Genomic DNA, 11,852 nt, shown 5'->3' with positions numbered 1-11,852 from the left:
CCCTCCCCTTGCCGGGCCCGGGGCAGCGGCAAGGCAACAGCGACCGATGGCCGGGATCAGAAAAGCACGCGGCTTCTGAGCGTGCCGGTGACCCGCGCGAGCTTGTCCAGCGCCAGATCGGACGACGCTGCGTCGATGTCGATCACCACGTAGCCGATCTTCTCGTTGGTCTGCAGGTACTGGGCCGAGATGTTGATCGCGTTGTCCGAGAAGATGCGGTTGATCTCGGACAACACGCCCGGCACGTTGCGATGGATGTGCAGCAGGCGGTGCTTGCCGGGGTGGGCGGGCAAAGCCACCTCCGGGAAGTTGACGGACGACGTGCTGGTGCCGTTGTCGCTGTACTTCACCAGCTTTTCAGCCACTTCGAGGCCGATGTTGGCCTGCGCCTCCATGGTGGAGCCGCCGATGTGCGGGGTCAGGATCACGTTGTCCAGCCCGCGCAGGGGCGACACAAACTCGTCCTTGTTGGTGCGTGGCTCCACCGGGAACACGTCGATGGCGGCGCCGAGCAGTTTTTTAGCCTTGAGCGCCCCGGCCAGCGCTTCGATATCCACCACCGTGCCGCGCGCGGCGTTGATGAGGATGCCGCCGGGTTTCATGGCGGCAATCTCGGCCGCGCCGATCATGCCTTCGGTGGACGGCAGCTCGGGCACATGCAGGCTCACGATGTCGCTCTGGCCCAGCAGGTCGTGCAGGTGCTGAACCTGGCGCGCGTTGCCCAGGGGCAGCTTGTTGACCACATCAAAAAATGCCACCTGCATGCCCAGCGCCTCGGCCAGCACCGACAGCTGCGTGCCGATGGAGCCATAGCCCACGATGCCCAAGGTCTTGCCCCGGATCTCGTAGGCGTTGTCGGCGCTCTTGAGCCAGCCACCCCGGTGCGCCACGGCGTTTTTCTCGGGCACGCCGCGCAGCAGCAGGATAGCCTCGGCCAGCACCAGTTCGGCCACGGAGCGGGTGTTGGAATACGGCGCGTTGAACACCGCAATGCCCCGCTCGCGCGCCGCGTTCAGGTCCACCTGGTTGGTGCCGATGCAAAAACAGCCCACCGCCACCAGCTTGTGCGCCTGGGCAAACACCTCTTCGGTGAGCTGGGTGCGCGAGCGGATGCCCACGAAGTGCACGTCGGCGATCTTGCGCTTGAGTTCCTCGTCCGGCAGCGCGCCGGACACCGTCTCGATCTGGGTGTAGCCCGCCGCACGGATCACATCCACCGCAGAGGAATGGATGCCCTCCAGCAACAAAAATTTGATCTTGTTCTTGTCAAGCGAATTGAGGGCCATGGCAATAAGAATGAAGGTGAGAGAGGAAAGACTCCGGCGCGCTGCGGCGCGAACGAACCGGAAGAACGGAAACCAGCAAGCAGTCACCAGCATGGTGCATCGCACAAAACCTTGCAAGCCTCGGCAATTGCGCCACACATTGTCACAAAAGAGTCACAATCGCTCCCCTTGCGGGACCCCCAAGGGGTTTCCCCGGTTGTTGCAAGCGCTAGCGGTATGCGACAACGACATATCAATGTCACATCGGCTGCATAGCATCCAGCCTTTGTGCTTTTCGTCATCCTCGGAGGAAATATTCATGCAAACGAAGCATCTGGCGGTCTGCGCTGCCATTGCCCTGTCGGTCTGCGCACCTGTGCAAGCCCAGACACAGCCAGTCGAGATTCAGTGGTGGCACTCAATGAGCGCAGCGCTTGGTGAGTGGGTGAACGACCTGGCCAAGCAGTACAACGCCAGCCAGACCAAGTACAAGGTCGTGCCCACCTACAAGGGCACGTATGACGAATCCATGACAGGCGCCATCGCCGCCTTCCGTGCAGGCAACGCGCCCCACATCCTGCAGGTGTTTGAAGTGGGCACGGCCACCATGATGGCCAGCAAGGGCGCCATCGTGCCCGCCGCCAAGGTGCTGAACGACGGCGGCTTCAAGTTCGAGCCCACCCAGTACGTGTCGGCCGTGGCCGGTTACTACACCGCCCCCAACGGCCAGATGCTGAGCTACCCGCTCAACAGCTCCACCACGGTGTTCTATTACAACAAGGACGCCTTCAAGAAGGCGGGCCTGGATGCCGACAAGCCGCCCAAGACCTGGCCCGAAGTGTTTGCCGCCGCCTCCAAGCTCAAGGCCAGCGGCCACAGCTGCCCCTTCACCACCAGCTGGATCAGCTGGACGCAGCTGGAAAGCTTCTCGCTGTGGCACAACACGCTGTTCGCGTCCAAGAACAACGGCTTTGACGGCACGGATGCCCAGCTGCAGCTGAACTCGCCGCTGCATGTGCGCCACTTCGAAAACCTGGCCAAGGCTTCCAAGGAAGGCAGCTTCGTCTACAAGGGCCGGGGCAATGTGCCAGATGCCTCGTTCCCCTCGGGCGAATGCGCCATGATCACCGGCTCCTCGGGCCTGTACGCCCGCGTGGCCAAGGAAGCCAAGTTCGCCTATGGCATCTCCACCCTGCCCTACTACCCTGACGTGAAGGGCGCGCCGCAGAACACCGCCATCGGTGGCGCCAGCCTGTGGGTGATGGCTGGCAAGAAGGCCGATGAGTACAAGGGCGTGGCCGACTTCCTGAACTTCCTGAACGACACCAAGGTGCAGGCTGCCAGCCACCAGCGCACGGGCTACCTGCCTGTGACCATGGGCGCCTACCAGCTGACCGAGGCATCGGGCTTCTACACCAAGAACCCCGGCACCGATGTGGCCGTGACGCAGATGATCAAGAAGGCCACCGAAAAGTCGCGCGGCATCCGCCTGGGCAACTTCGTGCAGATCCGCTCCATCATCGACGAGGAAACCGAGCAGATCTGGTCGGGCAAGAAGTCGCCCAAGGAAGCCCTGGACACCGCCGTGACACGCGGCAACGAGCAACTGGCCCGTTTCGCACGCGCCAACAAGTAAGCGCTGCCTAGCGCCTGATGATGTTGCCTGGCTGCCCCGCCCGGTGGCATCGAAAGCCCGCCGCCCCGTCAACCAGCATGGTTCACGGGGCGGCGGGGTTTTCTTTTTGAGAGTTCCGACATGGAAAAACGCGTACTTTTTCGCTCTGCGTGGCTGCCCTGGGTGCTTCTGGCCCCCCAGCTGGTCATCATCAGCGTCTTCTTTTTCTGGCCTGCAGGCCAGGCCTTGGTGCAGTCCTTCCAGATGCAGGACAGCTTCGGCATGTCCACCGAATGGGTGGGGCTGGACAACTTCAAGCATCTGTTCGACGACCCGGGCTACCTCGCCTCGTTCAAGACGACGGCCTTCTTCTCGGTGCTGGTGGCGGCGGTGGGCATCAGCCTGTCGCTGATCCTGGCGATCTTTGCCGACCGCATCATCAAGGGCGCCATGGTCTACAAGACCGCGCTGCTGCTGCCCTACGCCGTGGCACCTGCCGTGGCCGGCGTGCTCTGGATGTTCATGTTCTCGCCCTCGCTGGGTGTGGTGGCCTACCTGCTGCGCCAGTCGGGCTTTGACTGGAACCACATGCTCAACTCCGACCATGCCATGGGGCTGATCGTGATCGCGGCGGTGTGGAAGCAGATTTCCTACAACTTCCTGTTCTTCCTGGCAGGGCTGCAGTCCATCCCCAAGTCGCTGATTGAAGCGGCCGCCATCGACGGAGCAGGCCCCTGGCGCCGGTTCTGGAGCATCCAGTTCCCGCTGCTCTCGCCCACCACCTTCTTCCTTTTGGTGATCAACGTGGTGTATGCCTTCTTCGACACCTTCGCCATCGTGGACGCCACCACGCAGGGCGGCCCGGGGCGCGACACCGCCATCCTGGTCTACAAGGTCTACCACGACGGCTTCAAGGCCATGGACATGGGCGGATCGGCGGCGCAATCGGTAGTGCTGATGGCCATTGTGGTCGTGCTCACCGTCATCCAATTCCGCTACGTCGAGAAGAAAGTGCAGTACTGAAATGGTTGAACGTAGTCCTTATCTCACCGCGTTCTCGCACCTCATCATGGTGCTGGGCGTGATCATCGTCGGCTTCCCGCTGTACCTGGCCTTTGTGGCCTCCACCCACACCGCGCAGGACATCGTGCAGGTGCCCATGCCCATGGTGCCCGGCGGCAATTTCTGGAACACCTACCACGACACGCTGTTTGGCGGCGGCTCGGGCGCAGGCTCCACCGCGCCTGTGGCGCGCATGATGTGGGTGAGTTTTGTCACCGCCATCGTCATCACCGTGGGCAAGATCGCGATCTCGCTGCTGTCGGCGTTTGCCATCGTGTACTTCCGCTTCCCCTTCAAGGGCATCTGCTTCTGGCTGATCTTCATCACCCTGATGCTGCCCGTGGAAGTGCGCATCGGCCCCACCTACGAGGTCGTGTCCAACCTGGGCATGCTCAACACCTACGCGGGCCTCACGGTGCCACTGATCGCCTCGGCCACGGCCACCTTCCTGTTCCGCCAGTTCTTCCTCACCGTGCCCGACGAGCTGGTCGAAGCCGCGCGTGTGGACGGCGCAGGCCCGATGCGCTTCTTCAAGGACATCCTGGTGCCGCTGTCGCGCACCTCGATTGCCGCGCTGTTCGTGATCCAGTTCATCTACGGCTGGAACCAGTACCTGTGGCCGCTCTTGGTGACCACGTCCGAAGACATGTACCCCGTGGTGATCGGCATCAAACGCATGATTGCCGGTGGCGATGCAGGCAACGAGTGGAACATCGTGATGGCCACGGCTCTTCTGGCCATGCTGCCCCCGGCCTTTGTGGTCGTGGTCATGCAGCGCTGGTTCGTCAAGGGCCTGGTAGACACGGAAAAGTGACAAAAACACAAGCCAAACAAGCCCCTACCGCCTTATCCATCTGCGTTAGCAGCTACTAATTTAATAGCAAAATGGCATCTCTCTCTCTTCGCAACATCATCAAGCGCTACGGGCACGGCCCCAAGGCCAACCAGGTCATCCATGGCGTGAACGCCGAGGTCAAGGACGGTGAATTCGTCGTGATCGTGGGCCCCTCGGGCTGCGGCAAGTCCACGCTGCTGCGCATGGTCGCGGGCCTGGAGGAAATCTCCGGCGGCGAGTTGCGCATTGGCGACCGCGTGGTGAATGACCTGGAACCCGCCCAGCGCGATATCGCGATGGTGTTCCAGAACTACGCGCTCTACCCCCACATGACGAACTTCGAGAACATGGCCTATGGCCTGAAGATCGCCAAGGTGCCCAAGGAAGAAATCAAAGCGCGCGTGGACAAGGCCGCCAAGATCCTCGAACTGGGCCACCTGCTGGAGCGCAAGCCCCGTGAGCTGTCCGGCGGCCAACGCCAGCGTGTGGCCATGGGCCGCGCCATCGTGCGCCAGCCCCAGGTGTTCCTGTTTGACGAGCCCCTGTCCAACCTGGACGCCAAGCTGCGCGCCCAGACCCGCCTCGAAATCCAGAAACTGCACCGCGAGCTGGGCATCACCAGCCTGTTCGTGACGCACGACCAGGTCGAGGCCATGACGCTGGCGCAGCGCATGATCGTGATGAACGCCGGCAACATGGAACAGTTCGGCACGCCCGAAGAGGTCTACCACACGCCCGCCACCACCTTCGTGGCCAGCTTCATCGGCTCGCCGCCGATGAACCTGCTCAAGAACGCTCCCGGTGCACAGCCCGGCACCATCCTGGGCATCCGCCCCGAGCACCTGGATGTGCGCAGCGAAGGCTGGGCCGTGACGGTGGAAACCGTGGAACTGCTGGGCGCCGAGCGCCTGATCTATGGCCGCATCAACGGCGAACAGATCATCGTGCGCGTGGAAGAAGGCACGCACGCTCCGGCCCCAGACACCGTGATCCACGTGCAGCCGCGCGCCGACCGCCTGCACGCGTTTGACGCCACGACAGGCAAGCGGAGGATGTGACATCCCCCTGAGGCGCTTCGCACCTTCCCCCTTCTCTCGGCTTCGCCGGGAAGGGGGACGCCACCCGTGGCCTGGCGGAGCCAGTTCCACGGTGGCACTGGCCTGGTTCGCGCCAGTTTCAAAGTGCGCGTGCAGCGCAACCGCACCAAGGAAGACACCACGATGACCGCCCCCTGGCCCTACCCCCGCTGGATCGCCCACCGAGGCGCTGGCAAGCTGGCCCCCGAAAACACCCTGGCCGCGTTCCGCCTGGGCGCGCAGCACGGCTACCGCATGTTCGAGTGTGACGCCAAGCTCAGCAGCGATGGCGTGCCTTTTCTCATGCACGACGCCACACTCAACCGCACGACCAATGGCCGTGGCACGGGTGGCGACCTGCCCTGGAGCCAGCTTGCCCAGCTGGACGCGGGCGGCTGGCATTCGCGCAGCCACGCGGGCGAGCCCCTGCCCACACTGGAGAACCTGGCGCGCTACTGCATCGCCAACGGGTTCCTGCTGAACATCGAGATCAAGCCCACGCCGGGGACGGAAGCCACCACCGGTCAGGTGGTGGGCGAAACCGCGGCCCGCCTGTGGCAAGGCCAGGCCGTGCCGCCGCTGTTCTCCTCCTTCCAGCCCGAGGCGCTGGAGGGTGCAAAGGCCGCCGCGCCGCACATCCCGCGCGCACTGCTGCTCGACACCCTGTGGGACGGCTGGGCCGACGTGGCCCAGCGGCTGGGCTGCGTGGCCATCGTCTGCAACCACGCGCTGTGGGACACAGCCCTGGTAGCCCAGGTCAAGGGCCTGGGCATGCGCACGCTCAGCTACACCGTCAACGACGACTGGGCCGCACAGCGGCTCATCGCACTGGGCACGGACGGCATCATCACCGACCGCGTGGACTTCTTCTCTCCCGCCACGGCTTAAAGAACCCCACCCCAAGCCAGCGCCACCGTGGAACCGGCTTCGCCGGGCCAGGGGTGGCGTCCCCCTTCAGGGGGAAGGCGCGCAGCGCCTCAGGGGGTCAGTCCAGCTTCGCGCCTGACTTCTTCACCGCATCCGCCCAGCGCGGCATCTCGGCGGCCAGGAACTTCGCAAAATCATCCGCGCCCAGAAACGCTGGGTCGGCGCCCTGGCTCACCATGCGGCTTTTCACATCGGGCGACTGCATCACCTGGCCGAAGGCATCGCTGAGCTTGGCCACCACGTCCTTGGGCGTGCCTGCCGGGGCCAGAAAGCCGTAAAAGCCCACCACCTCGAAGCCCTTGATGCCGCTCTCGATCACCGTTGGCACATCGGGCAGCGCGGGGTTGCGCTCCTTGCTGGTCACGGCCAGGGCGCGCACCTTGCCCTGCTTGTGGTACGCAGCAGCCTGCGGAATGCTCTCGGCCATGAACTGCACCTGCCCACCCATCAGGTCGGTGAACGCGGGCGCACTGCCCCGGTAGGGGATGTGCACCATGAACAGGCCCGTGGCGGTCTTGAACATCTCGGGCACCAGGTGGCTGATGCCGCCGTTGCCCGCCGAGCCAAAGTTGACCTGGCCAGGCCGCGACTTGGCGTACGCCATGAACTCCTGCAGGTTCTTGGCAGGCACGCTGGGGTTCACCAGCAGCGCCAGCGGCTGCATGGCAGTGCGCGCAATCGGCGTGAAGTCCTTGAGCGTGGCATAAGGCAGGCGGCTGTAGAGCGCCGGGTTGATCACCATCACGCCCGTGTTCGCCAGCATCAGGGTGTGGCCGTCGGCAGGGGCCTTCATCACATCCTGCGCCCCCACGGTGCCACCCGCACCTGCCTTGTAGTCCATCACCACCGGCTGGCCCAGCACGGCCTGCAGCCGGTCAGACAGCAGGCGTGCATGCTGGTCCAACGGACCACCCGCCGGGAAGCCGACCACGATGCGCACCGGCTTGGAGGGAAAACTGGCAGCGGTCTGCGCCGATGCCGCCACCGACAGCAGCAGGCCAGCCGCCACGGCCCAGCAGGTTTTCAGCGCGATTTTCGATTTCATTGGGGTGTCTCCAGGGTTGGGGGAAATAAGTGCCTGCCGCGCGTTGCGCGCGCCCTCGGGCTACGCCCCGATTCTCATCGGCATTCGGCCCCTGCAAACTCCCTGAAAACACGGGCATCCCAAGCCACGATTTGCGGCCCCACGGCCCGGCAGGACACCCAGGGCAGTCAGCCCTTCCAGCCCCGCACCAGCACCCACTGGCAGGTGGCGGTGGCCACCACCAGCGCGGCATAGGTCAGCATCTTGCCGTCGCGCCCCCACAGCGCCAAGCCTGCGGCCAGCACCACCAGCCCCACCACAAACACCGCCGCCCACTGGCGCCAGCCCGCCAGGGCGCCCCCCTTGGCGCCCAGCAGCCGCCCGCCCAGCACCAGCAGCAGGGCCACAAAGGCGGCGGGCGCCACAAAGTTCAGCAGATGGTTGAGGATGTCGAGGGGACCCATGAATTGACCCAAATCAAGGCATGAACAGGCAAGGCCACCTGTCCGGGCCAACAATTTTATAATTGGCGGCTATGGCAGTCTGGGCCCTCGGCATCAACCACACCACCGCGCCGCTCGACCTGCGCGGCCGGTTCGCGTTTGCGCTCGACCAGATCGCTCCCACGTTGCACGGTTTGCGCCAGTCGCTGGGCCACTCTGGCGGCGGTGCCAGCCGCCACCCCGGGGTCGAGACCGCCATCATCTCGACCTGCAACCGCACCGAAATTTACTGCGCGGGCGACGAGCCTGCCATGGACCACACGCTGGGCTGGCTGGCCCACAGCGGCGGCGTAAGCCCCGCACTGCTGCGCTCGCACTCCTACACGCTCGAAGACAGCTTGGTCGCACGCCACGCCTTTCGCGTGGCCAGCGGGCTCGATTCGATGGTGCTGGGCGAAGCCCAGATCCTGGGTCAGATGAAGGACGCTGTGCGTGCCGCCGAAACGGCTGGCGCCCTGGGCACCACGCTCAACCAGCTATTCCAGCGCAGTTTTGCCGTGGCCAAGGAGGTGCGCAGCAGCACCGAAATCGGCGCACACAGCATCAGCATGGCCGCCGCCGCCGTGCGCCTGGCGGGGCAGCTGTTTGAAGACCTTTCCAAGATCCGCGTGCTGTTCGTCGGCGCGGGCGAAATGATCGAGCTGTGCGCCACGCACTTCGCCGCGAAGAACCCCAAGGCCATCGCCATTGCCAACCGCACGCTGGAGCGCGGCGAAAAGCTCGCCACCCGTTTTGGCGGCGAGGTGATGCGTCTGGCCGACCTGCCCGAGCGTTTGCACGAGTTCGACGCCGTCATCAGCTGCACCGCCAGCAGCCTGCCCATCATCGGCCTGGGCGCTGTGGAGCGCGCACTCAAGAAGCGCCGCCACCGCCCCATCTTCATGGTCGATCTGGCCGTGCCACGCGACATCGAGCCTGAGGTGAAAGCCCTGGGCGACGTGTACCTGTACACCGTAGACGATCTGGCCACCGTGGTGCAGACAGCGCAGGCCAACCGCCAGGCCGCCGTGGCCCAAGCCGAAGCCATCATCGACGCCGGCGTGCAGAGCTTCATGCACTGGATGGAGCTGCGCAGCCCCGCCGCTGCCGAGGGGGGCGTGGTGCCGCTGATCCAGCAGCTCAACGCCCAGACGGACGAGTGGCGCGCGCTGGAGATCGCCCGCGCCAAGAAGCTGCTGGCCAAGGGCGAGGATGTGGATGCCGTGCTCGAAGCACTCTCGCGCGGCCTCACGCAGAAGATGCTGCACGGCACCCTGGCCGAGTTGCGCGCGGGTGACGCCGAGATGCGCGCCCAGACAGCCCAGACCGTCTCGCGCCTGTTCCTGCGCGCGCAGAGCAAGACCCCCAACAACAACGGGCTGTAGCGGCGCTCGCCCGCTCCCCTGCCCGCCCCGATTTCAAGCCAAATCGGCCCCTGGCGCCTGATATACAAGCGTCAATAGCTACCAAACTGGTAGCACCCATTTTCTCCAGAATTCCATGAAACCTTTCCTCCGAAGCCAGCTGGAGCGCTACGCACAGCGCCTGGGCGAGCTGGACTTTCTGCTCTCGCGCGAAGACATCATGAGCGACATGGCGCAGTACCGGCGCATCTCCGTCGAGCATGCCGAGGTCACGCAGGTGGCGGGCCGCTACGCCCGCTACCAGCAGCGCGAGGCCGACCTGGCCGGCGCGCGCGAGATGCTGGCCGACCCCGACATGGCCGAGATGGCGCAGGAAGAAATCACCAGTGCCGAGGCCGAACTTCTGCAGCTGGAAGACGAACTGCAGCGCCTGCTGCTGCCCAAGGACCCGGACGATGCGCGCAACGCTTTCGTCGAAATCCGCGCGGGCACGGGCGGCGACGAATCCGCCCTGTTCGCGGGCGACCTCACACGCATGTACACCCGCTACGCCGCCAACGTGGGCTGGAGGGTGGAGGTGGTGAGCGAGAACGCCGCCGAGCTGGGTGGCTACAAGGAAATCGTGCTGCGCATCGAGGGCGACCACGTATATGGCGCGCTCAAGTTCGAATCCGGCGGCCACCGCGTGCAGCGCGTGCCCGCCACCGAGACGCAAGGCCGCATCCACACCAGCGCCTGCACCGTGGCAGTGATGCCCGAACCCGACGAGCACGAGGCCATCAAGCTCAACCCGGCCGACCTGCGCATCGACACCTTCCGCGCCAGCGGCGCGGGCGGCCAGCACATCAACAAGACCGACTCGGCCGTGCGCGTGGTGCACTTGCCCACCGGCATCGTGGCCGAGTGCCAGGACGGCCGCAGCCAGCACAGCAACAAGGCCAAGGCGTTGCAGGTGCTGCAGGCCCGCATCCAGGAGAAAGAACGCAGCGAGCGCGCCGCCAAGGAAGCCGCGCTGCGCAAGGGCCTGATCGGCAGCGGCGACCGCAGCGACCGCATCCGCACCTACAACTTCCCTCAGGGGCGGCTCACAGACCACCGCATCAACCTCACGCTGTACAAACTGCTGCAGGTGATGGAAGGCGACCTGGGCGACGTGCTGCAGGCGCTGCAACATGCGCGCGAGGCGGAACAACTGGAAGAGCTGGAGATGAGTGTGGCGTGACCACAGATCTTTAAAAAAAAGGGCCTCCCGCGCTTATCCAGCAAGCGCAGGCAGCTATTAAATTCATAGTGAACCAGACAACCCCCACCCTGGCACAAGCCCTGGCCCAGGCCCACACGCTGGGACTGCCGCGCATTGACGCCCAGCTACTGCTGCTGCACGCCCTGGGCCGCCCCGACGCTGGCCGCGCCTGGCTGCTGGCGCATGACACCGACACGCTGGAGCCCGGTACCCACGACGCTTTCATCGCCCTGTGCCAGCGCCGCGCAGTGGGCGAGCCCGTGGCCTACCTGACGGGGCGCAAGGAGTTTTATGGGCTGATGCTGCAGGTAGACGCCCGCGTTCTGGACCCACGCCCTGACACCGAAACCCTGGTGGACTGGGCGCTGGAAATCATCGCCCCACTGGCATCGCCGCGCGTGGCGGACCTGGGCACCGGCAGCGGCGCCATTGCGCTGGCGCTGCAAAGCCAGTGCGCCAACGCCCAGCTACTGGCGGTGGATGCCAGCGCCGATGCACTGGCCGTGGCCCAGGCCAACGCCCAGCGGCTGGGTTTGTCCGTGCAGTTCCAGCAAGCCAACTGGCTGGCGGGCGTGCAGGGCCCGTTCGACGCCATCGTCTCCAACCCCCCCTACATCCCCAGCGCCGATCCGCACCTGGCAGCGCTGACGCACGAGCCGCTGCAGGCCCTGGCCAGCGGCGCCGACGGGCTGGACGACATCCAAGCCATCGCGGCCCAGGCGCCCGCCCACCTGCGCCCCGGCGGCTGGCTGCTGCTGGAGCATGGCTACGACCAGGCAGCGGCGGTGCAAGCGCTGCTGGCCGCCCAGGGCTTTGCCCAGGTGCAAAGCCGCAATGACCTCGCTGGCATTGCGCGTTGCACAGGGGGGCAGTGGCCCTTGGCGCAGACAGTGAAATAATCCATCCCATTGCGGGCACCCTGCCACCCTCTGCCCGCCAGCCCCATTCAAGGAGTTTTA

The 11,852-nt window shown here is 65.2% G+C and carries 11 protein-coding genes; 8 read left to right on the top strand and 3 right to left on the bottom strand.

Going from position 1 to position 11,852, the window contains the following annotated elements; genetic code table 11:
• Positions 1 to 56: 56 nt before the first annotated feature.
• Positions 57 to 1,286: a phosphoglycerate dehydrogenase gene (serA, locus tag AC07Z7_RS03230; protein ID WP_094286619.1), complete on the bottom strand. Its 1,230-nt coding sequence runs from the start codon at positions 1,284 to 1,286 to the stop codon at positions 57 to 59.
• A 298-nt stretch (positions 1,287 to 1,584) separates the two neighbouring features.
• On the opposite strand from serA, the gene ugpB reads away from it, so the two are divergent.
• The 5 genes from ugpB (at position 1,585) to ugpQ (ending at position 6,741) form a co-directional block, all read left to right on the top strand.
• Positions 1,585 to 2,901 carry a sn-glycerol-3-phosphate ABC transporter substrate-binding protein UgpB gene (gene ugpB / locus AC07Z7_RS03225; protein ID WP_494765296.1) on the top strand — a complete coding sequence of 439 codons (1,317 nt, stop codon included), beginning with the start codon at positions 1,585 to 1,587 and terminating at the stop codon, positions 2,899 to 2,901.
• A 120-nt stretch (positions 2,902 to 3,021) separates the two neighbouring features.
• A complete protein-coding gene (gene ugpA / locus AC07Z7_RS03220; protein ID WP_094286615.1) occupies positions 3,022 to 3,903 on the top strand; it encodes a sn-glycerol-3-phosphate ABC transporter permease UgpA in 882 nt (293 codons plus the stop codon).
• Position 3,904: 1 nt separating this feature from the next.
• A complete protein-coding gene (gene ugpE, locus AC07Z7_RS03215) occupies positions 3,905 to 4,756 on the top strand; it encodes a sn-glycerol-3-phosphate ABC transporter permease UgpE (protein WP_094286613.1) in 852 nt (283 codons plus the stop codon).
• Between the two features lie 71 nt (positions 4,757 to 4,827).
• Entirely contained in the window at positions 4,828 to 5,835 is a 1,008-nt protein-coding gene (gene ugpC / locus AC07Z7_RS03210; RefSeq protein WP_494765295.1) for a sn-glycerol-3-phosphate ABC transporter ATP-binding protein UgpC, read from the top strand.
• Positions 5,836 to 5,997: 162 nt separating this feature from the next.
• Positions 5,998 to 6,741: a glycerophosphodiester phosphodiesterase gene (gene ugpQ / locus AC07Z7_RS03205; protein WP_494765294.1), complete on the top strand. Its 744-nt coding sequence runs from the start codon at positions 5,998 to 6,000 to the stop codon at positions 6,739 to 6,741.
• 97 nt (positions 6,742 to 6,838) lie between these two features.
• Here the strand turns inward: ugpQ and AC07Z7_RS03200 are convergent, their stop codons facing one another.
• Both AC07Z7_RS03200 and AC07Z7_RS03195 read right to left on the bottom strand, forming a co-directional pair.
• Positions 6,839 to 7,825 carry a Bug family tripartite tricarboxylate transporter substrate binding protein gene (locus AC07Z7_RS03200; protein WP_252659329.1) on the bottom strand — a complete coding sequence of 329 codons (987 nt, stop codon included), beginning with the start codon at positions 7,823 to 7,825 and terminating at the stop codon, positions 6,839 to 6,841.
• Positions 7,826 to 7,992: 167 nt separating this feature from the next.
• On the bottom strand, positions 7,993 to 8,268 hold the full coding sequence (locus AC07Z7_RS03195; protein WP_094286607.1) for a hypothetical protein: 276 nt from the start codon (positions 8,266 to 8,268) through the stop codon (positions 7,993 to 7,995).
• A gap of 71 nt (positions 8,269 to 8,339) precedes the next feature.
• Here AC07Z7_RS03195 and hemA point away from each other — a divergent pair, with 71 nt between their 5' ends.
• The 3 genes from hemA (at position 8,340) to prmC (ending at position 11,792) form a co-directional block, all read left to right on the top strand.
• Positions 8,340 to 9,671 carry a glutamyl-tRNA reductase gene (hemA, locus tag AC07Z7_RS03190; protein WP_494765293.1) on the top strand — a complete coding sequence of 444 codons (1,332 nt, stop codon included), beginning with the start codon at positions 8,340 to 8,342 and terminating at the stop codon, positions 9,669 to 9,671.
• Positions 9,672 to 9,786: 115 nt separating this feature from the next.
• Positions 9,787 to 10,872: a peptide chain release factor 1 gene (prfA, locus tag AC07Z7_RS03185; protein WP_494765292.1), complete on the top strand. Its 1,086-nt coding sequence runs from the start codon at positions 9,787 to 9,789 to the stop codon at positions 10,870 to 10,872.
• A gap of 68 nt (positions 10,873 to 10,940) precedes the next feature.
• Positions 10,941 to 11,792, top strand: coding sequence for a peptide chain release factor N(5)-glutamine methyltransferase (gene prmC, locus AC07Z7_RS03180; RefSeq protein ID WP_291467406.1), 852 nt, complete (start codon positions 10,941 to 10,943; stop codon positions 11,790 to 11,792).
• The last annotated feature ends 60 nt before the right edge of the window (positions 11,793 to 11,852 follow it).

It is taken from the genome of Acidovorax sp. GW101-11A03, assembly GCF_059424825.1.
The sequence above is the reverse complement of the archived record's forward strand: the minus strand, read 5'-3'. Positions and strand labels throughout refer to the sequence as shown.